24 protein-coding genes and 2 tRNA genes are annotated in these 24,518 nt (G+C 67.3%); 8 read left to right on the top strand and 18 right to left on the bottom strand.

Features of this window, described 5'->3' with window-relative positions; genetic code table 11:
* The first annotated feature begins 8 nt into the window (after positions 1-8).
* Positions 9-1,769 (top strand): bifunctional diguanylate cyclase/phosphodiesterase, encoded by a 1,761-nt coding sequence (locus tag NF616_RS01095; RefSeq protein WP_252271174.1) that lies wholly within the window; start codon positions 9-11, stop codon positions 1,767-1,769.
* On the opposite strand, the gene NF616_RS01090 is transcribed toward NF616_RS01095, so the two are convergent.
* The 7 genes from NF616_RS01090 to NF616_RS01060 all read right to left on the bottom strand — a co-directional run bounded on the left by NF616_RS01090 (position 1,753) and on the right by NF616_RS01060 (position 4,978).
* Positions 1,753-2,232, bottom strand: a complete 480-nt coding sequence (locus NF616_RS01090; RefSeq protein ID WP_252271173.1) for an SEL1-like repeat protein — start codon at positions 2,230-2,232, stop codon at positions 1,753-1,755. The two genes, NF616_RS01095 and NF616_RS01090, sit on opposite strands and share 17 nt — an antisense overlap.
* On the bottom strand, positions 2,232-2,597 hold the full coding sequence (locus NF616_RS01085) for a hypothetical protein (RefSeq protein ID WP_252271172.1): 366 nt from the start codon (positions 2,595-2,597) through the stop codon (positions 2,232-2,234). Before NF616_RS01085 ends, NF616_RS01090 begins: the two co-directional genes overlap by 1 nt.
* Positions 2,594-2,914, bottom strand: coding sequence for a helix-turn-helix transcriptional regulator (locus NF616_RS01080; RefSeq protein WP_252271171.1), 321 nt, complete (start codon positions 2,912-2,914; stop codon positions 2,594-2,596). The genes NF616_RS01085 and NF616_RS01080 overlap by 4 nt, the downstream gene beginning before the upstream one ends.
* 185 nt (positions 2,915-3,099) lie before the next feature.
* Positions 3,100-3,531 (bottom strand): YkvA family protein, encoded by a 432-nt coding sequence (locus NF616_RS01075; protein WP_252271170.1) that lies wholly within the window; start codon positions 3,529-3,531, stop codon positions 3,100-3,102.
* Between the two features lie 353 nt (positions 3,532-3,884).
* Entirely contained in the window at positions 3,885-4,598 is a 714-nt protein-coding gene (bamJ, locus tag NF616_RS01070) for a BamJ family beta-barrel-assembly machinery protein (RefSeq protein ID WP_252271169.1), read from the bottom strand.
* A gap of 207 nt (positions 4,599-4,805) precedes the next feature.
* Positions 4,806-4,882, bottom strand: a tRNA-Asp gene (locus NF616_RS01065).
* 20 nt (positions 4,883-4,902) lie between these two features.
* Positions 4,903-4,978: transfer RNA gene (locus tag NF616_RS01060), tRNA-Val, on the bottom strand.
* A gap of 160 nt (positions 4,979-5,138) precedes the next feature.
* Between NF616_RS01060 and rdgC the strand changes: the two genes are divergently transcribed.
* A complete protein-coding gene (rdgC, locus tag NF616_RS01055; RefSeq protein ID WP_252271168.1) occupies positions 5,139-6,059 on the top strand; it encodes a recombination-associated protein RdgC in 921 nt (306 codons plus the stop codon).
* 164 nt (positions 6,060-6,223) lie between these two features.
* A complete protein-coding gene (gene sugE, locus NF616_RS01050) occupies positions 6,224-6,538 on the top strand; it encodes a quaternary ammonium compound efflux SMR transporter SugE (protein ID WP_043309964.1) in 315 nt (104 codons plus the stop codon).
* 124 nt (positions 6,539-6,662) lie between these two features.
* On the opposite strand, the gene NF616_RS01045 is transcribed toward sugE, so the two are convergent.
* The 5 genes from NF616_RS01045 to NF616_RS01020 all read right to left on the bottom strand — a co-directional run bounded on the left by NF616_RS01045 (position 6,663) and on the right by NF616_RS01020 (position 11,437).
* Positions 6,663-8,534 carry an MFS transporter gene (locus NF616_RS01045; protein ID WP_252271167.1) on the bottom strand — a complete coding sequence of 624 codons (1,872 nt, stop codon included), beginning with the start codon at positions 8,532-8,534 and terminating at the stop codon, positions 6,663-6,665.
* Between the two features lie 399 nt (positions 8,535-8,933).
* A complete protein-coding gene (locus NF616_RS01035; protein ID WP_252271166.1) occupies positions 8,934-9,263 on the bottom strand; it encodes an AzlD domain-containing protein in 330 nt (109 codons plus the stop codon).
* Entirely contained in the window at positions 9,263-9,973 is a 711-nt protein-coding gene (locus tag NF616_RS01030) for an AzlC family ABC transporter permease (protein ID WP_252271165.1), read from the bottom strand. Before NF616_RS01030 ends, NF616_RS01035 begins: the two co-directional genes overlap by 1 nt.
* A 23-nt stretch (positions 9,974-9,996) precedes the next feature.
* Positions 9,997-10,875 (bottom strand): AraC family transcriptional regulator, encoded by an 879-nt coding sequence (locus NF616_RS01025; protein ID WP_252271164.1) that lies wholly within the window; start codon positions 10,873-10,875, stop codon positions 9,997-9,999.
* Complete coding sequence (locus NF616_RS01020) at positions 10,868-11,437, bottom strand: GNAT family N-acetyltransferase (RefSeq protein ID WP_252271163.1); 570 nt, start codon at positions 11,435-11,437, stop codon at positions 10,868-10,870. Before NF616_RS01020 ends, NF616_RS01025 begins: the two co-directional genes overlap by 8 nt.
* A gap of 164 nt (positions 11,438-11,601) precedes the next feature.
* Here NF616_RS01020 and NF616_RS01015 point away from each other — a divergent pair, with 164 nt between their 5' ends.
* Positions 11,602-15,069, top strand: coding sequence for a hybrid sensor histidine kinase/response regulator (locus NF616_RS01015; protein WP_252271162.1), 3,468 nt, complete (start codon positions 11,602-11,604; stop codon positions 15,067-15,069).
* 188 nt (positions 15,070-15,257) lie between these two features.
* Positions 15,258-15,956, top strand: a complete 699-nt coding sequence (locus NF616_RS01010) for a pirin family protein (protein ID WP_252271161.1) — start codon at positions 15,258-15,260, stop codon at positions 15,954-15,956.
* 178 nt (positions 15,957-16,134) lie between these two features.
* Here the strand turns inward: NF616_RS01010 and NF616_RS01005 are convergent, their stop codons facing one another.
* From NF616_RS01005 to ycaC, 6 genes are all read right to left on the bottom strand, one after another.
* On the bottom strand, positions 16,135-17,496 hold the full coding sequence (locus NF616_RS01005; RefSeq protein WP_252271591.1) for a DNA recombination protein RmuC: 1,362 nt from the start codon (positions 17,494-17,496) through the stop codon (positions 16,135-16,137).
* 178 nt (positions 17,497-17,674) lie between these two features.
* On the bottom strand, positions 17,675-18,085 hold the full coding sequence (locus tag NF616_RS01000; protein ID WP_252271160.1) for a tetratricopeptide repeat protein: 411 nt from the start codon (positions 18,083-18,085) through the stop codon (positions 17,675-17,677).
* 364 nt (positions 18,086-18,449) lie between these two features.
* Entirely contained in the window at positions 18,450-19,202 is a 753-nt protein-coding gene (locus tag NF616_RS00995) for an RES family NAD+ phosphorylase (protein WP_252271159.1), read from the bottom strand.
* Positions 19,203-19,249: 47 nt separating this feature from the next.
* The gene (locus tag NF616_RS00990) at positions 19,250-19,621 is read right to left on the bottom strand and encodes an antitoxin Xre/MbcA/ParS toxin-binding domain-containing protein (protein ID WP_252271158.1); all 372 of its coding nucleotides are present in this window, start codon (positions 19,619-19,621) and stop codon (positions 19,250-19,252) included.
* Between the two features lie 86 nt (positions 19,622-19,707).
* Entirely contained in the window at positions 19,708-19,983 is a 276-nt protein-coding gene (locus tag NF616_RS00985) for a hypothetical protein (RefSeq protein ID WP_252271157.1), read from the bottom strand.
* A gap of 522 nt (positions 19,984-20,505) precedes the next feature.
* Entirely contained in the window at positions 20,506-21,135 is a 630-nt protein-coding gene (ycaC, locus tag NF616_RS00980; protein ID WP_252271156.1) for an isochorismate family cysteine hydrolase YcaC, read from the bottom strand.
* Between the two features lie 158 nt (positions 21,136-21,293).
* Here ycaC and NF616_RS00975 point away from each other — a divergent pair, with 158 nt between their 5' ends.
* From NF616_RS00975 to NF616_RS00965, 3 genes are all read left to right on the top strand, one after another.
* On the top strand, positions 21,294-22,199 hold the full coding sequence (locus NF616_RS00975; protein WP_252271155.1) for a LysR substrate-binding domain-containing protein: 906 nt from the start codon (positions 21,294-21,296) through the stop codon (positions 22,197-22,199).
* A gap of 110 nt (positions 22,200-22,309) precedes the next feature.
* Entirely contained in the window at positions 22,310-23,515 is a 1,206-nt protein-coding gene (locus NF616_RS00970) for an MFS transporter (RefSeq protein ID WP_252271154.1), read from the top strand.
* Between the two features lie 64 nt (positions 23,516-23,579).
* A complete protein-coding gene (locus NF616_RS00965; protein ID WP_252271153.1) occupies positions 23,580-24,479 on the top strand; it encodes a LysR family transcriptional regulator in 900 nt (299 codons plus the stop codon).
* Positions 24,480-24,518 lie beyond the last annotated feature (39 nt).

Raw genomic sequence — 24,518 nt, 5'->3', positions numbered from 1 at the left:
GACACCCCATGACCGCCACCGAGCAGTTGAGCGCACTGGACTCCATCCTCGCTCACGGCGATTTGCACAGTCTGTTCCAGCCCATCATCAGCCTCTCCGAGCGTCGCGTGCTCGGTTACGAGGCGCTCACCCGCGGGCCTTCCAATAGTTCGCTACACGCCCCCATCGCCCTGTTCAGCGTGGCGCGCAATGCCGGCCGCCTGAGTGAACTCGAACTCGCCGCGCGCAAGTGCGCGTTCGGCCGCTTCCGCGACCAGCAGCTCGACGGCAAGCTGTTCCTCAACGTCTCGCCCGAGTCGCTGCTGGAGGCCAGCCACCAGCCGGGGCGCACCCTGCGCCTGCTGCAGGAGTTCGGCATCAGTCCCGATCGGGTGGTGATCGAACTCACCGAGCAGGCGCCCATCGAAGACTTCGAGCTGCTCGACACCGCCCTGCACCACTACCGCGCCATGGGCTTCTCCATCGCCCTGGACGACCTCGGCGCCGGCTATTCCAGCCTGCGTTTGTGGTCCGAGCTGCGCCCGGACTATGTGAAGATCGACCGCCACTTCATCGACGGCATCCACCAGGACGCGGTCAAGCGCGAGTTCGTCGATTCGATTCTGAAGATGGCCAAGGCCTCCCGCGCCCAGGTGATCGCCGAGGGCATCGAGCTCGCCGAAGAACTGTCGACCCTGATTGAAATGGGCGTCGACCTGGTACAGGGTTACCTGCTTTGCCGCCCCCAGGAACAGCCGCCACGCGATGCGGCGAAACTGCTGCCTCGGCTGGACGCCCCCAGTGCGCCGCTCGGCGAGGAAGGCGGCGACCTCTCCGCCCTGCTCAACGAACAGCAGGCCGTCTCCAGCGACACGCCCATCGCCGTGGTGCTGGAAGCCTTCCGCGCCCAGGCCAACCTCAATTCGCTGGCGGTCCTGGATGGCGAGGAGCAGCCGGTCGGTATCGTGCATCGCCATTCGCTGTCCGATGCGCTGCTCAAGCCGTTCGCCACCGACCTGTTCGCGCGCAAGCCGATCAGTCGCCTGATGATCACCGACTTTCTCGCCGTGGATGTCGGCCATTCCCTGCAGCAGGTCAGCCGCCTGCTCACCAGCCGCGCGCGGCAACGCATGGAGGAAGACTTCATCATCACCCGCCAGGGCCGCTATCGCGGCCTCGGCCGGGTCATCGACGTGCTCAAGCTGATCACCGAGCTGAAGATCCAGCAGGCCCGCCACGCCAACCCGCTGACCCTGCTGCCGGGCAACGTGCCGATCCAGCAGTGCCTCGGCCGCCTGCTGCAGCAAGGCCGCGAGGCGATGGTGTGCTACGTGGATATCGACAGCTTCAAGCCGTTCAACGATCTCTACGGCTACGCCCGCGGCGACGAGGTTCTGCTCTGCCTGGCGCAATGCCTGAACGAGCGGGTCGACCCCAGCCGCGACTTCGTCGGCCATATCGGCGGCGACGACTTCCTGTTGGTGCTGGGTCCCGACAACTGGCGCGAAAGACTCAATCAATTGCTTGAGGATTTCCAGGCCCAGTGCCGGCGCTTCTACCGCGAGGAACACCTGCAGGCCGGCTGTTTCATCAGCCACAACCGCCAGGGTCGCCGCGAACAGTTTCCGCTGCTGTCACTGTCGATCGGCGTGGTACGTCTGCATCCGCAGAACTGCGCGCAGCTGGATGCCGCGCAGCTGGCCGGCCTGGCCTCGGAGGCTAAGCGCCACGCCAAGGCGGTGCCGGGCTACAGTCTGCACATCCTCGACACGCTCAGCCTTTCCGCCTGAAGCCCAGCTGCTCGGCGAGACGAGCGAAGCGCTCGGCCGCGGCCTCATCCGCTGCCAGGCCGGGGCCGCCGTCGCGGTACAGCTGGCTCACGCGCTGTGCCGCCAGCGGGTGGCCGGCCGCGGCCGCCATCTGCCACCAGCGCGCCGCCTCGCCAGCGTCCGGCGCCTGGCGGCTGTCGCCGGCCAGGCACTGCACGCCGACCTGATAGGCAGCCTTGCCGTCGCCACCCTGGGCGGCCAGGCGCAACAGGCGCAGCCCCTCCTCGCGGGCGCCGAAGCCCTGGCCGCGGAACAGCAGGATGTGTCCGTAGAAACTCTGCGCCGGCACATGGCCCAGGGCGGCCATGCGTGCGAACTGTCCCTGCATCCAGGCCCAGGCGCGCGGCTGCTTCATCAGCCAGGGCCAGTGGAACATGCGCCGTGCCAGCCAGTAAGTGGCTCGGGCGCGCAGTCGCCAGAGCATCAGGGCTCCTCGGGGTAGCTGAACTCGAAGACCCGGGCGACCTCGGCCGCGTGCCAGGAGGCGGCAGCGATGCCGTCCGAGGGGCCGGAAAAGCGCCCGAGCCGCGTCACGCACTCGAAAAATCCTGTGCGCGGCAACCGGCTCGCGCCCTGGCTGATCACCAGCGCGCTGCGCAGCGGGCGCTCGGCGCGTGCGTCCAATGCGGCCAGGTGCTCCAGCGCCGCGGTCAGCGTCTGCATCGCCGGGCTCGGCAACTGCAGTCGCTCGACCAGCGCACGGTAGGTCAGCAGGTGCCGCTGGCGGCGGGCATCCTCCAGCTCGCCGAGCAGCGCCTGCCAGTGCTGGCGGTGGATGCGCACGCTCACGACGGCTGCTCCCACTCGCCCACCTCCAGCACCCGCGCCAGCGAACGCAGGATGGCGCCGTCGGGCTCGCGCTCGCCGGTCTCGATCAGGTTCAGATAATGCGGGCTGATGCCCACGGTGCGCGCCAGATCGGCCTGGGACAGGCCCTTGGCTTCACGCAGGCTGGCCAGCTGGCCGAGCCCGGAACGGGTTTGCGGGGCCTGCGGTACAGCTGCGGCTGGCGCCCGGCCGGCAGCTTCGAGCAAGGCCTGGTAGTCCGCCCAAGGCAACACCGCGTACTCGGCCTCGCCATCGCGCATGATCACTTGAACACTCATTACAGCTCTCCGTAGAGCAGTGCCGACACGCTCGGCACTTCCTTGCAGGTGCTCATCTTAACAATCCGGTCAGCGCCAGAGCGTGACCTATCGTGCCCTGTCAGACAAGAGTCGGCAGCGCAGCAGAGGATGATGGAGCTCAGGAGAACTGCGATCGGCACATATGCGCCTGCGCGAGGGCGAATTCAGTCGGCGCTCCGATCCGCCGGCGGCAACGCCTCCACGCGCTGCAGCACCTCGGGCGCCTGCGCCTCGCGCCACGCGCGATAGGCTGCGAGCTCGCCGTCCCAGGTCCGCAGCACCCAGGCCAGTACCGCAAGATCGTCGAGCAGGCCAACGCCGAGCAGCCAGTCCGGCACCATGTCCAGCGGCATCAGGAAGTACACCAGCGCCGCGACGACCGAGACCAGCGCCTGACTACTGATCGCCCGATACTCGCCGCGCCACCAGGCGGCGCACAGCCCCTGCAGCAGACGCAGATCGCCGCGCAGGCGGGCAAAACGGTCGCCTCCCTCCCCCTTACGGGCGACAGCCATCAGCAACGAAGGCAGTCGTCCGCGAGCCAGAACGCGCTGCGCCAGACGAAGGTAACGGGTGTAGTTCCAGGGAAAATTCATGACTCGAACTCCACGAGGCCCATGCCTGCTGGGCTGCAACCGGTTATCCACCAATATTGTGGATAACCCTGTGAACAGTTGTTTGATGACTCGATCAAACGCCCGTACCACGCGGCCTCGCTACAGATCGGGCACTTTTTGCTCAAGGATAAAAAACCATATAAATCAGCCAGTTATCTATTGAGCACTGCTCAGGAAAGGTGTAACACCGCGCACACTGGGAGTAACCGGAAACAATGTGCATAACCGTAACACCGCCTCCGTCATCCCTCATGTTCAGACCGACGGGTCGCCTGCCGGTTCTGCAAATGAAAACGCCCCGGCTGGCGGGGCGTTTTGCATGACGGCAGGTGTTACTGTGCGGGTGCGGCGGCCGGGTCCTTGATGCCGAGCAGCTCGAGCTCGAACACCAGTACCGAGTTGGCCGGGATCGCTGGGCTCGGGCTCTGGGCGCCGTAAGCCAGCTCGCTGGGGATGTACAGCTTGTATTTCTCGCCCACGTGCATCAGTTGCAGGCCTTCGACCCAACCCGGGATCACGCCGCTGACTGGCAGATCGATGGGGCTGCCACGCTCGATGGAACTGTCGAACACAGTGCCGTCGGTCAGCTTGCCTTCGTAGTGAACGGTCACCACGTCGGTGGCCTTCGGCTGCGCGCCGTCGGCCTTCTTGATCACTTCGTACTGCAGGCCGGAGGCGGTAGTGACCACGCCATCCTTCTTGCCGTTCTCCTCGAGGAATTTCTTGCCGGCCTGAGCCGATTCCTCGTTGAGCTTGGCCATGCGCTCTTCCGCGCGCTTCTGCAGGAAGGCGAAGGCCTCGGCCAGCTCTTCGTCCTTCAGCTTCTGCTCCTTCTTGCCGATGGCGTCTTCGATGCCCATGGCCACGGCCTTGGAATCCAGATCGGCCAGGCCTTCCTGGGACAGGCTCTTGCCCATGTTCAGGCCGATGCCATAGGAAGCCTTCTGCGCCGGCGTCTTGAGTTCCACTTCGCTGGTCTGCGCATCGCAACCGGCCAGTACCAGGCCGACCAGGGCAACCGCCGCCGCAAGACGATGTTGTTTCATGCTTGTTCCTTGTAGAGGCCACGAGGGCAAAAGAGAGCGCGAGCTTAGCAGCCTGCGGCGAGCACTGGCTACGGCACTGTAGGAACGGCGAAATGCGGATAAGTTCAGCCGGGCGGGGAACGCGGCGGGAAAAACGCGGGCAAAAAAAACGACCTCTCGGTCGTTTTCTTCAAGCCTCGGTCTTCAGTCTAACCAAGGCTTTATGTATGGCGCAGCGGACGGGACTCGAACCCGCGACCCCCGGCGTGACAGGCCGGTATTCTAACCGACTGAACTACCGCTGCGCGTAACCTCTTGAGCGAGATGGTGGGTGATGACGGGATCGAACCGCCGACCCTCTGCTTGTAAGGCAGATGCTCTCCCGGCTGAGCTAATCACCCTTCACTCTCGAAGTGGGGCGCATTCTAGGGATGCACTTTCACATTGGCAAGCCTTTTTTGAAAAAAATTTTCGAGCAGTTCCAAAGGCTTAGCTGCGGGTTGGCCAATCGGCCCCGGCGGAGAATAATGCACGCTTCGTGTTCAAGGAGTGTTCATTCCCATGTGGTTCCGCAACCTGCTCGTTTATCGCCTGACCCAGGATGTGCCCTTCGACGCCGAAGCCCTGGAAGCGGCACTGGCCGCCAAGGCCGCGCGCCCCTGCGCCAGCCAGGAGCTGACCACCTACGGTTTCATGGCGCCGTTCGGCAAGGGCGGCGATGCCCCGCTGGTGCATGTCAGCGGCGACTTCCTGCTGATCGCCGCGCGCAAGGAGGAACGCATCCTCCCCGGCAGCGTGGTGCGTGACGCGCTGAAGGACAAGGTCGACGAGATCGAGGCGCAGCAGATGCGCAAGGTCTACAAGAAGGAGCGCGACCAGCTCAAGGACGAGATCGTCATGAGCTTCCTGCCGCGCGCCTTTATCCGCCGCTCCAGCACCTTCGCCGCCATCGCGCCCAAGCTCGGCCTGATCCTGGTCGACAGCGCCAGCGCGAAGAAGGCCGAAGACCTGCTGTCCACCCTGCGCGAGGCCATCGGCTCGCTGCCGGTACGCCCGCTGACCGTGAAGATGGCGCCGACCGCCACCCTCACCGACTGGGTCAAGACTCAGGCTGCCGCGCAGGACTTCTTCGTACTGGACGAATGCGAGCTGCGCGACACCAGCGAGGACGGCGGCGTGGTGCGTTGCAAGCGCCAGGACCTGACCAGCGAGGAAATCCAGCTGCACCTGTCCTCGGGCAAGCTGGTCACCCAGCTGTCCCTGGCCTGGCAGGACAAGCTGTCGTTCGTGCTGGACGACAAGCTGACCGTCAAGCGCCTGCGCTTCGAAGACCTGCTGCAGGACCAGGCCGCTCAGGACGGCGGCGACGAGGCCCTCGGCCAGCTGGACGCCAGCTTCACCCTGATGATGCTGACCTTCACCGACTTTCTGCCGGCGCTGTTCGAGGCCTTTGGCGGCGAAGAGATACCGAAAGGCATCTAGCTTCCGGACAACTTCCGCAACACCTGCACGGGGCCCGTTCGTCCTTTCGGACTTGCCCTGTGCAACCCTCTGTGCAGAATAGCGAACAACGCGAGGACGACCTCGCCGCTCCATCCGAGTGATCTCCCGGGACGGCCCGTTCATCAGTAGTAAGGAGCCATCCCATGTCCTGGATCATTCTGTTGTTCGCCGGCCTGTTCGAGGTCTGCTGGGCCGTCGGCCTCAAGTACACCGACGGTTTCACCCGCCCCATCCCCACCCTGCTCACCGTCGGCGCCATGATCGTCAGCATCGGCCTGCTCGGCCTGGCCATGAAGGAGCTGCCGCTGGGCACCGCCTATGCGATCTGGACCGGCGTCGGCGCGGTCGGCACGGTGATCGCCGGGATCTTCCTGTTCGGCGAATCCATGGCCCTGGTGCGCCTGCTCAGCGTCGGCCTGATCGTCGCCGGGCTGGTCGGCCTCAAGCTCAGCCACTGAACCTGCGCCCATGAAAAAACGGCAGGACAGCCGTTTTTCACAGCGAAGCTGCCCGAAGGGTGACGCACAGGGATGTGCGCCATGAAAAAGCCCGCCAATCGGCGGGCTTATTTGTTGCAGCGATCTAGCGCTGATCGCCACGCAGCAGGCTTACCTGCTCCTGCAGCACCAGGCGCCCGGTATCCGCCGGCAGCGGCTGGCCGGCGACCAGATTGACCCGCGACCAGAGGCGCTTGAACAGGCCCTTGTGCGGTGCACGGCTGAAGAAGCTGCCCCACAGCCCCTGCAGCGCCATGGGGATCACCGGCACCGGATTGGCTTCGAGGATGCGCTCGACCCCGGCTTTGAACTCGTCGATGTCGCCACTGGTGGTCAGCTTGCCCTCGGGAAAGATGCATACCACCTCGCCCTCGGCCAGGTACTGGGCGATGCGGGCGAAGGCGCGCTCGAACACTTCCGGGTCCTCGCTGCGCCCGGCAATCGGCACGGTACCGGCGGTGCGGAAGATGAAGTTCAGCACCGGCAGGTTGTAGATCTTGTAGTACATGACGAAACGCACCGGCCGGCGCACCGCGCCACCGATCAGCAACGCGTCGACGAAGGACACGTGGTTGCACACCAGCACCGCCGCGCCCTCCTCCGGGATCACCTGCAGGTTCTGGTGCTGCACCCGATACATCGAATGGCTGAGCATCCAGATGAGGAAGCGCATGGTGAACTCGGGGACGATCTTGAAGATGTACAGGTTCACCGCGATGTTCATCAGCGAGATGGCCAGGAACAGCTGCGGGATGCTCAGCTCGGCGACGCTGAGGAAAAGGATCGATACCAGCGCCGCTGCGACCATGAACAGCGCGTTGAGGATGTTGTTGGCGGCAATCACCCGCGCCCGCTCGTGCTCCTCGGTACGCGACTGGATCAGCGCGTACAGCGGCACGATATAGAAGCCGCCGAACACGCCCAGGCCGAGGATCGAGCCGAGCACCCACCACGCCTCGCCCATGCCCAGCAGGCCCAGCCAGTCATGCGTAGCAGCCGCCTGCGGAAAGCTGCTGGACGTGGCCCACAGCAGGATGCCGAACAGCGACAGGCCGAAGGAGCCGAACGGCACCAGGCCAATCTCCACCTTGTGTCCGCTCATGCGCTCGCAGAGCATCGAGCCCAGCGCGATGCCCACCGAGAACACGGTGAGGATCAGCGTTACCACGCTCTCGTCGCCGTGCAGCAGGTCCTTGGCGAAGGTCGGGATCTGCGTCAGGTAGATCGCACCGAGGAACCAGAACCACGAGCTGCCGATCAGCGAGCGCGACACCGCCGGGCGCTGACCGAGGCCCAGGCGCATGATCTGCCAGGACTGGCGGAAGATGTTCCAGTCCAGCTCCAGCTGCGGCAGCGCCGCGGCGAAGCGCGGAATGCTGCGGCTGGAGACGTAGCCCGCCACCGCAGTCGCGACGATGGCGACGCCCACCGCCATGCGGTAGCCCTCGCCGGACATCAGCAGCCCTGCACCGATGGTGCCGGCCAGAATGGCGAGGAAGGTGCCCATCTCCACCAGCGCGTTGCCGCCCACCAGTTCCTGCTCGCGCAGCGCCGCCGGCAGGATCGAGTATTTCACCGGGCCGAACAGCGCCGAGTGGGTGCCCATGGCGAACAGCGCGGCAAGCATCAGGTAGAGGTTGTCGAACAGGAAGCCGACCGCGCCGACCGCCATGATCACGATCTCGGCCAGCTTGATCATGCGGATCAGCGCGTCCTTGGCGAATTTCTCGCCGAACTGGCCGCCGAGGGCGGAGAACAGAAAGAACGGCAGGATGAACAGCAGCGCGCAGAGGTTGACCAGCAGATCGCGCTCGGCGCTGACGCTGAGCTTGAACAGGATGGCGAGGATCAGCGACTGCTTGAAAATGTTGTCGTTGAACGCGCCGAGCAGCTGGGTGATGAAGAACGGCAGGAAGCGCCGGGTGCCGAGCAGGGCGAATTGCGAATTCGGGGTCATCGTCCTTGTACCTGTGAGAGGCCGAGCGGGCCGTCCGATATTGGACCGCATCTGCCCTCGGCAAAGCCACACCCGCGTGTGGCTTTCGCGATGCGCCGCGCCAGCGGGCTGCTTTACGCAGATCCGTAGCCCGACTTCAGTCCGGGGCTGGCCGAGGTGCCCCGGACTGAAGTCCGGGCACCGGCTAGATCGGCATCTGCCCCAGCCACCAGCGCAGCAGGAAGAACACCAGCATCCCGCCGCCAATGGTCGCCAGCAGGTGGCGGGTGACCGCGGCAATCGCGATGGCGATCAGCCCGCCAGCAGACAGGCACTGTCCAGACTCACTGCCATAGCGCCGTAGCCCGGACTTCAGTCCGGGGCTGGCCGAGGTGCTCCGAACTGAAGTCCGGCTACCGGCTAGATCGGCATCTGCCCCAGCCACAAGCGCAGCAGGAAGAACGCCAGCATCCCGCCGCCAATGGTCGCCAGCAGGTGGCGGGTGACCGCGGCAATCGCGATGGTGATCAGCCCCGCCAGCAGGTAGGCGTTGTCCGGGCTCAGGGCCCAGGTCTTGCCGTCCGGCAGCAGCATGCCGGGCACCACGATGGCGGTGAGCACCGCGGTGGGCACGTAGTGCAGGCCCTGGCGCACCAGCGGCGGAAAGCGCAGGTCGGGGAAGGCGAACAGGCTGTAGCGGGTGGCGAAGGTGATCGCCAGCATGCCGAGGATCAGGATCCAGTTTTCCATCAGAACACCTCGTCCTGCAGCAGGCGGTAGCGACGTTCCAGCACCACGCCGACGACGATGCCGGCGAAGGCCGCGGCCATCAGGCCGAGCTTGTAAGGCAGATCATGGCAGGCCACCGCCACGCCGGCCGCGACCAGCGCCGCCGCCACCTGCGGGCGGTTGCGCAGCATGGGCACGACGATGCCAATGAAGGTGGCGAGCATGGCGAAGTCCAGCCCCCATTCACCGATGTTCGGCACTGCCTGGCCGAACACCAGGCCGATCAGCGTGCAGGCCAGCCAGTTGCCATACATGGCCAGCCCGGCCCCGAGAAAGTACCAGTGCTTGTGCGGCGAGGCGTCCGTCTCGGCATAGCGGTGCTGGACCACGGCGAAGGCCTCGTCGGTGAGCCAGAACGCCAGCGGCACGCGCCAGCGCTTGGGCAGGTGGCGCACGAAGGGCTGCAGGGTGGCGCTGTACAGGGCGTGGCGCAGATTGACCACCAGCGTGGTCAGCCACACCACGGCCAGGGTGGCGCCGCCGCCGAGCAGGCTGATGGCGATGAACTGCGCCGAGCCGGCGAACACCAGCACCGACATGCCGAGGGTCTGCCAGGGGGTGAGGCCGGCGGCGCCGGCCAGGCTGCCGTAGATGATGCCGAACGGCATGGCGCCGAGCAGCATCGGCAGCATGTCGCGCAGACCTTGGAAGAGTTCGTGTTGACGGGACATGGAGCCTCCTTGAATCCGGGAGGCTAATCGAGAGAAGTGCTCCGCGTCTTGAACGATATTGCGCAGTGGCCCGCGCACGCGCGGCGGTATTCGCCGGGGCTGACGCCGTAGCTCTGCTTGAACTGCCGGTTCAGGTGGCTCTGGTCGGCGAAGCCCAGCTGCACGGCGACCTGCAGCGGCGCGCAGCCGGAACGCAGCAGCGCCCGCGCCTGCTCCAGGCGGCGCTGCTTGAGCCAGGCGTGCGGCGGCAGGCCGGTGGCGTGGCGGAACACCCGGGCAAAGTGGAAAGGCGAGAGATTCACCCGCGCCGCCAGCACTTCCAGCGATGGCGGTTCGGCCAGGCTGGAGGCCAGCAGGTCCTTGGCCAGGGCTACGGCCCGCGGCTCGCGGCCGGGTGCCGGGGCCTGGGGAATGCGCGCATGGCGCTGGAACAGCAGCAGGATCGCCTCGCGCCAGGCGGTCTGTTGCTGCAACGCATGGACATCGCCGTCGAGAAGGCGGTGCAGTTCGCCGAAGGCCCGGTGCAGCTCGACGTCCTGCAGCACGCTCACACCGAACGACGGCATGCCGCCGCTCGCCAGCCCCAGTTCCTCGAGCACACCCTGCACCTGCGTCGGCGCCGGGTAGAAACCGCGGTACCACCAGCCCTGCTCATGGGCCTTGGAGCCGGTGTGCACCTCGTCCGGGTTGATCAGCACCATGCTGCCGACCGGCGCCAGGTGGTCGCTGCCACGGTGACGGAAGCGCTGGGCGCCGCCCTCGATCACGGTGAAGACGAAGCCCTCGTGCACATGCGGCGAGAAGCGCTGCTCGATGTAGCGCGCGTGCAGCAGCTCGACGCCGGCCAGCGCCGGGCTTTCCCAGAAGCGCGTGCGCTCGCCGCCGGCCAGGGGCTCAGGCACCGAAGTGCGCTTCCAGGCCGGCTTTGACCTGCGGCCACTCGCTGTCGGTGATGCTGTACATCACGGTGTGATCGAGGCGGCCATCGGCCAGGCGCCGGTGATTGCGCAGCAGCCCCTCGCGCTGGGCACCGAGCTTCTCGATGGCGCGCTGGGCGCGCAGGTTGCTGGCGGCGGTCTTCAGCTGCACGCGCACCAGCTGCCACTCCTCGAAGGCGTGGCGCAGCATCAGGTACTTGATCGTGCGATTGAGGCCGGTGCCGTGCTGGCGCGCGTCGAGCCAGGTGGCGCCGATCTCGGCGGCCGGCAGTACCGGATTGAAGTCGAAGAAGCTGGTGGTGCCGACCAGCTCGCCGGCCAGGCGGATGGCGAACACCACCTCGCGCCCCTCGCGCTGCTCGGCCAGTGCATTGCGGTACCAGTCCGGGCGCGTGGTGCCGCTCATGTATTGCTGGGACTCGCGATTGGCCTCGGCCAGCTGCAGCAGGCCCGGCAGGTCGCTCTCGACCAGCGGATCGAGGCGCAGGGCGCCCTGCTGCAGGGCCACGGGTTGGGGCTTGAACATGACGCGAACTCCGGTAAGGCGACCACGGCCGGCCACGCTATCAGGGGGACCGCCGCCGCTCAAGCCGGTTGCGACCATGGTCGGCCTGACGAAGCGGGCGCCGCGTGCGAGACTAAATCCCTAGCCAATGGTCCTGCTGACCATGCCCCACACGCGGAGTTCGCATGTCGCTGTCCGGCGGATTGATCGCCTTCGTCGCCCTGGTCTACATGGCCATCCTGTTCGCCATCGCCTTCTATGGCGATCGCCGCCGCACGCCGCTCAAGCCGCGCACCCGCGCCTGGGTCTACAGCCTGTCGCTGGCGGTGTACTGCACCAGCTGGACCTTCTTCGGCGCGGTCGGCCAGGCCGCCGGCGAGTTGTGGTCGTTCCTGCCCATCTATCTGGGCCCGATGATCGTCCTGCTGTTCGCGCCCTGGGTGGTGGAGAAGATGGTGGCGATCAGCAAGCAGGAGAACATCACCTCCATCGCCGACTTCATCGCCGCCCGCTACGGCAAGTCGCAGAGCCTGGCGGTGGTGGTGGCGCTGATCTGCCTGGTCGGCGTGCTGCCCTACATCGCCCTGCAGCTCAAGGGCATCGTGCTCGGCGTCAACCTGCTGGTCGGCACCACGCCCAGCCCCACGCGCGGTCAGGACACGGCCTTGATCGTGTCGCTGATCCTCGCCCTGTTCACCGTATTGTTCGGCACCCGCAGCCTGGACGTCACCGAGCACCACCGCGGCATGGTGCTGGCCATCGCCTTCGAGTCGCTGGTCAAGCTGCTGGCCTTCCTCGCCGTCGGCGCCTTCGTCACCTGGGGCCTGTTCGGCGGCTTCGGCGACCTGTTCCAGCGCGCCAGCCAGGCGCCTGCCCTCGAGGACTTCTGGTCGCAGACCGTGAGCTGGCCGGCCATGCTGGTGCAGACCGGCCTGGCCATGACCGCCATCATCTGCCTGCCGCGGCAGTTCCACGTCAGCGTGGTGGAGAACATCGAACCGCGGGACCTGCGCCTAGCGCGCTGGGTGTTCCCCGCCTACCTGCTGCTGGCCGCGGCCTTCGTGGTGCCCATCGCCCTGGCCGGCCAGCTGATCCTGCCGCAGGGCGTGCAGCCGGACTCCTTCGTCATCAACCTGCCGCTGGCCGAGGCGCACCCGGCGCTAGCCCTGCTGGCCTTTATCGGCGGCGCCTCGGCGGCGACCGGCATGGTGATCGTCGAGGCGGTGGCGCTGTCGACCATGGTCTCCAACGACATGCTGCTGCCGGCCCTGCTGCGCCGGCAGAGCGCCGAGCGGCCGTTCGAGGCCTTCCGCCACTGGATGCTCAGCGCGCGGCGCGTCAGCATCGTGGTGATCCTGCTGCTGGCCTATGTCTGCTACCGCCTGCTGGGCACCAACGCCAGCCTCGCCACCATCGGCCAGCTGTCGTTCGCCGCCATCGGCCAGCTGGCGCCTGCCATGTTCGGCGCGCTGGTGTGGAAGCAGGCCAACCGCCGCGGCGTGTTCGCCGGCCTCGCCGCCGGCTGCGCCCTGTGGTTCTACACCCTGGTGCTGCCACTGGTGGCCGGCGGCCTGCGCTGGTCGCTGGACAGCTTCCCGCTGCTGCCGGAGCTACTCTACTACCCGGTCGGTTTCGAGATCGATCCGCTGACCCGCGGCGTGGTGCTGTCGCTGGCCGGCAACTGGCTGCTGTTCGCCCTGGTCTCCTGGTTCTCGCGCACCCGCGTCTCCGAGCACTGGCAGGCAGGCCGCTTCATCGGCCTGGACACCGGCGCCAAGTCCGGCAGCCGCAACCTGCTGGCCGTGCAGGTGGCCGACCTGATGGCCCTGGCCGCGCGCTTCGTCGGCGAGGAGCGGGCGCGGCAGAGCTTCGTGCGCTTCTCCTACCAGCAGGACAAGCCCTTCAACCCCAGCCAGAACGCCGACAGCGACTGGATCGCCCACACCGAACGCCTGCTGGCCGGCGTGCTCGGCGCCTCCTCGACCCGCGCCGTGGTGCGCGCGGCCATCGAGGGCCGGGAGATGCAGGTCGAGGACGTGGTGCGCATCGTCGACGAAGCCTCCGAGGTGCTGCAGTTCAACCGCGCCCTGCTGCAGGGTGCGATCGAGAACATCACCCAGGGCATCAGCGTGGTCGACCAGAACCTGCGCCTGGTGGCCTGGAACCACCGCTACCTGGAGCTGTTCGAGTACCCCGAGGGGCTGATCGGCGTCGGCCGGCCGATCGCCGACATCATCCGCTACAACGCCGAGCGCGGCCTGTGCGGCCCCGGCGATGTCGAGGAACACGTGGCCAAGCGCCTGTTCTGGATGCGTCAGGGCAAGGCGCACACCTCCGAGCGGCTGTTCCCCAACGGCCGGGTCATCGAGCTTATCGGCAACCCCATGCCCGGCGGAGGCTTCGTCATGAGCTTCACCGACATCACCGCGTTCCGTCAGGCCGAGCACGATATGCTGGCGGCCAACGAGGGCCTCGAGCAGCGCGTGGAGGAGCGTACCCGCGAGCTGTCGCAGCTGAACCAGGCCCTCGGCGAGGCCAAGGGCAATGCCGAGAGCGCCAACCAGTCGAAGACCCGCTTCCTCGCCGCGGTCAGCCACGACCTGATGCAGCCGCTCAACGCCGCGCGGCTGTTCTCCGCCGCCCTCGCTCACCAGCAAGAGGCCCTGCCCAGCGAGGCCCAGGAACTGGTGCGCCACCTGGACAGCTCGCTGCGCTCGGCCGAAGACCTGATCACCGACCTGCTCGACATCTCGCGCCTGGAGAGCGGGCGCATCACCCCCGAACGCAGCCAGTTCCCCCTGGCCCAGCTGTTCGAGGCCCTGGGCGCCGAGTTCAAGGTGCTGGCCCAGGAACAGGGCGTGGACTTCCGCCTGGTGCCCAGCCGCCTGCGCATCGACAGCGACCCCAAGCTGCTGCGCCGGGTACTGCAGAACTTCCTCACCAACGCCTTCCGCTACGCCCGCGGCCACGTGCTGCTGGGCGCGCGGCGCGAGGGCGAGCATCTGCGCCTGGAGGTCTGGGACCGTGGCCCGGGCATTCCCGAGGACAAGCGCAAGGTGATCTTCGAGGAGTTCAAGCGCCTGGACAGCCACCAGACCCGCGCCGAGAAGGGCCTGGGCCTGGGCCTGGCGATCGCCGACGGCCTGTGCCGGGTGCTCGATCACCGCCTGGAGGTACGCTCCTGGCCGGGCAAGGGCAGCGTGTTCAGCGTCAGCGTGCCGCTGGTGCGCGGCGCCGCGCCGCAGGCCTCGACGCCGCTGGCCGAACATGGCCGCACCCTGGGCGGCGCCCAGGTGCTGTGCATCGACAACGAGGACAGCATCCTCGCCGGCATGCACAGCCTGCTGTCGCGCTGGGGCTGCCAGGTGTGGACGGCGCGCAACCGCCTGGAATGCGAGCACCTGCTGGACGAGGCGGTGCAGCCACAGCTGGCGCTGGTCGACTACCACCTGGACGAGGGCGACACCGGCACCGAGCTGATGGCCTGGCTACGCACGCGCCTGGGCCAGCCGCTGCCGGGCGTGGTGATCAGCGCCGACGGCCGCCCGGAATTGGTGGCCGCGGTGCATGCCGCCGGGCTGGACTACCTGCCCAAGCCGGTTAAACCCGCGGCCCTGCGCGCGCTGATCAGCCGGCATCTGCCGTTGTCCTGAGGCGGCTGCAACGCAGGCATCGCGGCGTCGCGATCCCGCGGTGGCCGGCTTGGTTTGGCGCCAAGAACCATCGAGACCGTCGATAGCAAGTAACGGTCTTTTGCGCTTTTTATCGGCACATCCTCGATAGATCATGCACTCCATCCCCGGTGGCGCAATCTGGCATCACCGGCCACGGAGTCATCACCATGATCGAAGTACGCCCGTTCGCCTCCCTCGGCCACGCCCATCACGGCTGGCTGAACGCCCGTCACCACTTCTCCTTCGCCGAGTACCACGACCCGCAGCGCGTCAACTGGGGCCACCTGCGCGTCTGGAACGACGACGAGATCGCCGCTGGCGCGGGCTTCCCGCCGCACCCGCACCACGACATGGAGATCATCACCTACGTCCGCGAAGGCGCCATCACCCACCGCGACAACCTGGGCAACCAGGGCCGCACCGAGGCCGGCGACGTACAGGTGATGAGTGCAGGCACCGGCATCGCCCACTCCGAGTACAACCTGGAGGACGTCACCACCAAGATCTTCCAGATCTGGATCATCCCGGACCAGCAGGGCGAAGCGCCGTCCTGGGGCGCCAAGCCCTTCCCGAGGGGCGAGCGCACCGGCCAGTTCGTGGTCCTGGCCAGCGGCCACGACGATGACGAGGAGGCCCTGCGCATCCGCGCCAATGCCCGCCTCGCCGCCGCCACCCTGGCCGCCGGGCAGAGCGCCGAGTACCCGCTGGGCCGCCTGCGCAAGGGCTACCTGGTGGCCGCCAAGGGCCGCATCGAGGTCAATGGCGTGGAAGCCGCCGAACGCGACGGCGTGGCCATCGCCGAGGAGGAAGTGGTGCGCGTCACCGCCCTGGAAGACAGCGAGGTGATCCTGGTCGACGTCGCCTGATCCGGCGCAGTCGCGGCGCCGGCGCCGCGTTCCAGACCGGGCTCGTTCCCGTCCCGGGAATGCGCGATGCCGGCGGCCGCGGAACCAGCTTCAACCTCGCCACCGCGCTCGGCGCCGGTCTGCCGATCGACGCCGAGCGCGGTTGGCCTGCGCGGGGCGACGACGACACCCGGCGGTTCTAGTCGCCGGCCTCGTCCAGCAGCGGCAGACCGGCGGCGCGCTCGATCAGATCCGGCGCCAGGCTCTTGCTGGCACGGGCGCCGAGCAGCTTGAGATTCTCGACCCGGTTGATCAGGTTGCCGCGTCCGTCGCACAGCTTGTTGCGCGCGGCGTCGTAGGCCTTGTCCAGCTGTTTGAGGCGGCTGCCGACCTCGTCCAGGTCCTGGATGAAGGCGACGAACTTGTCGTACAGCTGCCCTGCCCGCTCGGCGATCTCCAGGGCGTTCTGGCTCTGCCGCTCCTGGCGCCAGAGGCTGTCGATCACCCGCAGGGTCGCCAGCAGCGTGGTCGGGCTGACGATCACGATGTGCTGCTCGAAGGCCTCCTGGAACAGCCCCGGATCCGCCTGCAGCGCGGCGGCGAAGGCCGCCTCGATGGGCACGAAGAGCAGCACGAAATCCAGGCTGTGCAGGCCCTCGAGGCGCTTGTAGTCCTTCACCGAGAGGCCCTTGAGGTGGGCGCGCAGGCTCAGCACGTGCTGCTTCAGCGCATGGGTCCGCGCTGCCTCGTCCTCGGCGACGATCATCGCCTGGTAGGCGGTGAGGCTGACCTTGGCATCGACGATCACCTGCTTGTCACCGGGCAGCTGGATCAGCACATCCGGCTGGAAGCGCTCGCCCTCGGCTCCTTTGAGGCTGACCTGGGTGTGGTACTCGCGGCCCTTCTCCAGGCCGGCGTGCTCCAGCACCCGTTCCAGCACCAGCTCGCCCCAGTTGCCCTGGGTCTTCTGGCCCTTGAGCGCGCGGGTCAGGTTGGTGGCCTCGTCGCCCAGGCGCTGGTTGAGCAGCTGCAGGCGCTCCAGTTCCTTGGCCAGGGAGAAGCGCTCGCGGGCCTCGTTCTGGTAGCTCTCCTCCACGCGCTTCTCGAAGGCCTGGATGCGCTCCTTGAGCGGGTCGAGCAACTGGCCCAGGCGCTGCTGGCTGGTCTCGGCGAAACGCTGCTCGCGCTCGTCGAAGATCTTCCCGGCCAGCTCGGCGAACTGCGCGCGCAGCTCGTCGCGGGCGCCCTGCAGGTCGGCGAAGCGCTGCTGGTGGCTGTCCTGCTGCTCGCGCAGCTCGGCGGCCAGGGCGGCGCGCTGGCTCTCCAGCTGGCGCAGCTGTCCTTCCTTCTGCTCGCGTTCACGGCTCCAGTCCTGCGCGGCCTGCTGCGCGGCCTCGCGCTCGCGGCCGAGTAGCTCGCTTTCGCGGCGCAGGGCGGCCAGCTCGGCCTGCTGGTCGCTGTTGTGCTGCTGCACACCGCGCAGGTCGTCGAGGGCGCCATCGAGCTGGGCGCTCAGGCCCTCCTGGGCCAGTCGCGCCTGGTTCAGGCGTTCCTCCAGCAGCAGTCGCTCGGCCGCCTGCGTCGCCTGAGCGCGTTGCAGGCGCCACGCCAGCACGGCCAGCGGAACGGCGCCGAGCAGCAGGCCGAGCAACAGGTTGGAGGGTTCGAGGACGAAGGAGAAAGGCACGGGCGGGCTCGCTGTCGGGTTCGCAATGCCCGGCAGTATACCCGCGCGGGAATCAGGGGTTGAGGCGCTGCAGCAGCCGCTTGGCCTCGTGAGAGCCGTGCCCGGCGGCGAGTTCCAGCCAGTGACGGGCCTGCTGCGGCTCGCGCTGGCGCGGCTGGCAATAGAGGCGGCCGAGCTCCAGCTGGGCGCACGAATCACCGGCGCGGGCGGCCTGGCGCAACAGCTCGAAGCCGATGCGGCGATCACGGGTGTTGCCGCAGTCGCGGCACAGCAGTTGGCCCAGGCGGCTCTGGGCCGCGACCACGCCCTGGCGGGCCGGACGCTTGAGCAGGCGGCCGGCGAAGCGCTTGACCCCGGAGTGGCGGGCCAGTCGGGCATTGTCGAGCAGCCAGAAGGCCAGGCGGATCGGCAGACGGTGGCCGCTATCGGAACGAGACTGAGCGGGCAGAACGCGAGACTTCATGTAAGCAAAGGCTGACTGCGGGGCGCGCCACTCTACTCTCTTTTTCCGCTCGGTAAAGACTTGCCAAAACCGCCGAACCGCGCTCTAGAGCAACTGCTCGGGAAATCCACAGAAGCTGTGGATAACTCCGTGGACAACATGGTGGAAACCTTTCTCATCCCCTACTGTCCGCGGCTTCGACTCAAACTGATGCTTTTTTCACCAATGAAAAAAATCCTTATTTTTCAGCTAGTTGAAAAATGGCCATGGAGAATCAAGCGGTTACGGCGCTTTGTGACAGAAGCTTGACAAGCCGCCTCGCCGTTGTGCACAAGTGCGCCGCTCTGGGGCGCGCCCCTGCGCGTTTTCGACGCATTGCGTTCGCTCAGGCCGGCTGCGGCAGGCGCCCGTCGACCAGGTAAAGCTCGAGGCCGAACAGGCGTGGCGTGTCCGGTGCCTGTGCACTCTTGAAGGCCACATAGGCCGCCGTGGTTTCGCACAGCCAGGGCTGCAGATTGCGCGGGCGCTTCTCGCTGAAGGCGCCTGGTGCATACAGGGCGACATTGAGACCGCCCTGTGGACAGCGCGCCGACGGGTACTCGAAGGCCTCGACCCCCGCCTCGCGCATGGCACTGCCGAGGGCGTGGGTGGCGCGGTAGTCGCTGCGGTGGGTCAGCACCTCGCGATGCCGCTCGAAGGGCGGCAGTTGCAGGCGCACGCCACGCTGCACTTGGTAGCGCGCCTCGAAGGAGGAATGCTCGGAGAGGATGCGCCCGCTGGGCGGCGGCTCGACCATGCCGTGCCACAGCACGAAGCGGTAAAAGGCGGTCTCGACCATCGCCGTTTCCAGCCGGCAGGCGGCGTAGAACAGGCTCGGCTCGTGACGCCGGCCGAAGCGCGAGCCCCAGCGCAGCGGCGGATAGCGGAACGGCGTGCGCAGCAGATAGTGCAACGGCTCATCGGCGGGCGGCAGTGGCGGCTTGCTGGCCTCCAGCAACTGCTCGAGCAGGGCCTGCTCCTCCAGCGTGTCGACCAGCTGCAGCGTGGCGACCTGGCCCTGGTTCTCCACCAGACGCACCAGGCGGCCACGCAAAGGGATGATCTGTTGTGCGCCGGCGCAGGCCTGCCAGATGTCCATATCGGAACTCGCTTGGCCCGCCACGGCGGGGCCTTCAGGGAAGAGGATCAGACCTTGCCGCGAATGGCGTCGAGGTATTCCACCACCTGCACCAGGCCCTGTACCTGGGCCATCTGCTCCAGCGGCACGCCGGCCAGGTGGCGGTTCTCGGTGCGCAGGAAGTGGCGCATGTCATCGAGGTTGCCGCCGAACAGGGCGAATAGCGCCCGGTAGGCGCGGATCAGCAGCAGCGCCAGCTCGCCGGTCTTGCTCTGCGGCCGCAGCCCGCCGCTGTCGCCCCAGCGACTGATGGCGGAACGGTTGACCCCGACGATGCCGGCCAGCTCCTGCTGGGTCAGCCCCAGTTGCTCGCGGGTATTGAGCAACGCCTTGAGCAGGACGGCCTCGGCGTTCGCATCCGGCTTGGAGAGTGCGCTCATGGAGAGCCCTCGCTGATGTTCGTTTGATACAAAACTAGCAGATAAAACTCGAAACGAACACCACTGAAAGTGCCGCCGCCTGGGCGCTATCCCGCGCCCCGCGTGGAGCCGATATGTCGGGCGGCGGTATCGATCAGCAGGAAGGCCGCTATCGGCAGCACGATCACCAGCAGCACCGGGCTCCAGAACAGGCTGGCGGCCAGCCAGGGCATCAGGTCGAAAGGCGCGGCCGCGCAATGCACCTGCTGCTTGAGGCTGCCCTCGCAGTGGAAATGGGTGAGTGAATAGACGCCGAGCCGCCACACGCCGAAGAGCACGGCAGGTGGCAACAGGGCCAGGGTGTATCGGCTCGTCCATGACATGGCGACATTCGTTTCGAGCGTGGGCGGGACGGGCAGCATCGCGCGAATCCTCTCGCCCTCCCAGCCCTGGGACGAAAAATCTCCGTCCCGAGACGCTTCTGGGCGCTTGGCCTAGCAGCAGCCCAACCGTTTGAAAGCACGGTCGGCTTGAAGGTATCTGCGGCGGCAGTGCCTTGGGAGAGGCCATCACCTGCTGTTGGCCCTGCCCTACCCCGTGGTTGTCGAGGACGACGGCGCCTTGCGTTGACTTCCGATCAACCCGGTTGTTCACCGGCGCCATTCTTGAGCAGAACGCCTCTAGAGAGCTCGCTACCGGGCGCACGGTAGAGTGGCAACAGCGGTGCTGCCTTTTTCCGCGGCCGCATTTGGTGGTACGCAGCGGCTGTAGACAAGCCGGTGCCGGTAAAGAGCTGCAATCCGAGCCATGTGGCACTAGCCGCACCGGGGGCAAAAGCGTTTTCGATCCGCGCAGGGCGAAAACCGGAGCCTGATCCAGGCTCCGGTTCTGTTCTCCCGGAAAAGTTACTTGCCCGCGGTCAGCGCGCTGTAGCTGGTGATCAGGTTGCGGTAGTCCGGGATGTGGTCGGAGCAGATCTTGGCCAGGCCTTCCACGTCGTTGCGCCAGTCGCGGTGCAGCTCGCAGGCCACGGCGAACCAGTTCATCAGCTGCGCGCCCGCCTGGGTCATGCGGCTCCAGGCCGAATCACGGGTGATCTGGTTGAAGGTGCCGGAGGCGTCGGTGACGACAAACACGTCGAACCCCTCTTCGATGGCCGACAGCGCCGGGAACGCCACGCAGACTTCGGTCACCACGCCGGCGATGATCAGCTGCTTCTTGCCGGTGGCCTTGATCGCCTTGACGAAGTCTTCGTTGTCCCAGGCGTTGATCTGGCCGGGGCGGGCGATGTAGGGCGCGTCCGGGAACATCTCCTTGAGTTCCGGCACCAGCGGGCCGTTGGGGCCGGTCTCGAAGCTGGTGGTGAGGATGGTCGGCAGGTTGAAGAACTTGGCGAGGTCGGCCAGGGCCAGGACGTTGTTCTTGAACTTGTCCGGCTCGATGTCGCGAACCAGGGACAGCAGGCCTGCCTGGTGGTCGACCAGCAGAACGACGGCGTTGTCTTTGTCCAGGCGGTTGTAGGCGGCGTTGGTCATGGTGGAATCCTCGATTTGTTTTCAATGGTGGCCGGCGGTGGCCGGTGAGTCGGTCTTGTTTTGCAGTGCATCACTGCATGGAAGAAAGATTAAATTCGAGGCATTTGACGCGCTAGACTGCGAAAATTGCCTCTAGCGTTCTATTTGGAGAACGACCCATGGAAGACCTCAACAGCCTCTACTACTTCACCCAGGTGGTGGAGCACGGCGGCTTCGCCCCCGCCGGGCGCGCGCTGGACATGCCCAAGTCCAAGCTCAGCCGGCGTATCGCGCAGCTCGAGGAGCGCCTCGGCGTGCGCCTGCTGCACCGCACCAGCCGGCACCTGTCGCTCACCGAGATCGGCCAGGCCTATTACCAGCGCTGCCTGGCCATGCGCGTGGAGGCCGAGGGCGCGGCAGAGGTGATCGAACGCAACCGCGCCGAGCCGCGCGGCCTGGTGCGCCTGGCCTGCCCCACAACGCTGCTGAATTCCTGGGTCGGGCCGATGCTGACCCGTTACATGCTCAAGTACCCGCTGGTGGAGCTGTACATCGAGAGCACCAACCGCCGGGTCGACCTGCTGCATGAAGGCTTCGACGTGGCCTTACGGGTACGTTTTCCCCCGCTGGAAAACACCGACATGGTGATGAAGGTGCTCGCCGCCAGCACCCAGTGCCTGGTCGGTCACCCGGATCTGCTGGCCTCGCTGCCGAAGGATTTCCAGCCCGAGGAGCTGGGCAACCTGCCGAGCCTGCACTGGGGCGGCGCGCAGCGCGACTACCAGTGGGAGCTGCTCGGCCCGAACGATGGCAAGCTGGTGATCCCGCATCAGCCACGGATGATCACCGATGACCTGCGCGCCCTGCGCGATGGCGCGCTGGCCGGCGTGGGTATCGTCCACTTGCCCTGTGTAGCAGTGCGCGAAGACGTGGCGGCCGGCAAGCTGGTGGAAATGCTGCCGGGCTGGGCGCCGAAGTGCGGCATCGTCCACGCCATCTTCCCCTCGCGCCGCGGCCTGCTGCCCTCGGTGCGCACCCTGATCGACTTCCTCGCCGACGAATTCAGCCAGAGCGACATGGCCTGAGACGCGCGGAGCGTTGCGCGGCGCGCACAGCAGTTGTGCCGCCGCGACCGATTCTGCGTGGGCGGTCGCCGGCTTAGTCTGGCGCCACCGATATCCCACAAGGAACCGCCATGAACGCCTCTTCGACCCTCCACGACACGGCGCCAGCGCAGAGCCTATCGCCCTGCCTCGTCGCCCTGCTCGCCTTCTGCTGCGGCGCCGTCGTCGCCAACCTCTACTACGCGCAGCCCATCGTCGAGCTGATCGCTCCGGCCATCGGGCTGTCGACCGAGCATGCGAGCCTCATCGTTGCGCTGACGCAACTCGGCTACGCCGCCGGCCTGCTGTTCCTGGTGCCGCTCGCCGACCTGCTCGAGAACCGCAGGTTGGTGGTCAGTTTCACCCTGGCCGCCGCACTGTGCCTGGCCAGCGCCGGAATCGCCGCCACACCCTCGGTGTTCCTGGCCTGCGCGCTGCTGATCGGCCTGACCTCCGTGGCGGTGCAGATTCTCGTGCCGCTGGCCGCGCACATGGCGCCGGAGGCGAGCCGCGGGCGCGTGGTGGGCAACATCATGAGCGGCCTGTTGCTCGGCATCCTGCTGTCGCGACCGATCGCCAGCACCGCCGCCGCGGTGTTCGGCTGGCGCGGCGTGTTTCTCGGTGCCGCGATCCTGATGGCCGTCATCGCGCTGATCATGGCCGTGGCGCTGTCACGCCGCGTACCGAGCCACAGCGCGAGCTACCGCCAGCTCATCGCCTCGGTGTTCGGCCTGGCGCGCCGCCATGCCGTGCTGCGCCAGCGCGCGCTGTACCAGGCCCTGCTGTTCGCCGCCTTCAGCGCCTTCTGGACCATCGCGCCCATCGAGCTGATCCGCCAGCACGGCTTCAGCCAGACGCAGGTGGCGTTGTTCGCCCTGGTCGGTGCGGTGGGCGCCATCGCCGCGCCCATCGCCGGGCGCCTGGCGGATGCCGGCCACACGCGCAACGGCACGCGGCTGGCCCTGCTGCTCGCGCCGCTGTCGCTGGCCATCGGCGCCCTGCCCGGCGCCGGCTACCTCTGGCTGGTGGTGTGCGCGGTGGCGCTGGACTTCGCCGTGCAGCTGAACATGGTGCTCGGCCAGCGCGAGGTGTACGCGCTGGACCCGCACAGCCGCGCGCGCATCAACGCCGTCTACATGACGAGCATCTTCGTTGGCGGCGCCCTCGGCTCGCTGGTGGCCAGCCCGCTCTACGAGGCCATCGGCTGGTCGTGGTTCGCCGTCGCCGCCGCGCTCATTCCGGCCACCGCCACGCTGCTCTTCCTGCTGCGCGACGAGGCAAACCGAGCACAGGCGTAAAAGGCGCGTGCCGCGCGATTGGGTACACTCGGGAGCCTCTATCCCTCGCGCCCCGGAGCCACCCATGGACAAGCTGCAGGCCCTGTCGATGTTCGTCGAAACGGTGCGCTGCGGCGGCTATTCGGCGGCGGCCCGCAAGCTCGGCGTAGCCACCTCCTCGGTGACCCGCCAGGTCGCAGCGCTGGAGGCCGAGCTGGGAGCCGCGCTGCTCAACCGCAGCACGCGCCACAGCAGCCCGACACCCGCCGGGCTGGCCTATTTCGAGAAGGCGGTGGCCATTATCGACGCCCTGGCCGAGGCGGACGGCATGGTCGGAGACCGCGGCGACGAGGCGCGAGGGCGCCTGCGTGTCAGCGTGCCGGTGGAGTTCGGCCGGCGAGTGATCGCGCCCCACCTGGGGCGCCTGCTGACACGTCACCCCGGGCTGGAAGTCATCCTCAACCTCAGCGACCAGCTGGCGGACCTGCCCCGCCAGCAGATCGACCTGGCCGTGCGCCTCGGCTCCACCCTGGCCAGCGACGACATCATCAGCCGCCCCATCGGCCACTTCGAGCGCTGGCTGGCGGCGAGCCCCGATTACCTGGCCCGCGCGGGCGCGCCGAATCATCCGCTGGAACTGACCGACCACAGCTGCCTGCGCTTCGATCACGGCGGCGCCCACGTTAGCTGGTGGTTCGACGATGCCGACGAACACTGGGTGATCGACGTTCGAGGCCGCCTGCAGAGCAATAACGCGGACATTCTTCGCGAGGCCGCCCTGAGCGGCCAGGGCATCGCGCTGCTCGCCGACTGGCTGGTGGCGGACGACGTGCGTGCCGGCCGCCTGGTCCGCCTGCTGCCGCAATTCGCCGCCAACACCGGCCGCGCCAGCTGCACCATCCACGCGCTGTATCCGCCTAGCCTGCGGGAGTCCAGCCGCATCCGTGCGTTTCTCGCCTTTCTGCAGGAAGTGCTGGCGGCCTAGGGGCGTTCTAGTCAGGCCGCGGATCGAGCGCCCGCCGGT

Source organism: Pseudomonas subflava (assembly GCF_023823685.1).
Lineage (GTDB): Bacteria > Pseudomonadota > Gammaproteobacteria > Pseudomonadales > Pseudomonadaceae > Aquipseudomonas > Aquipseudomonas subflava.
The sequence above is the reverse complement of the archived record's forward strand: the minus strand, read 5'-3'. Positions and strand labels throughout refer to the sequence as shown.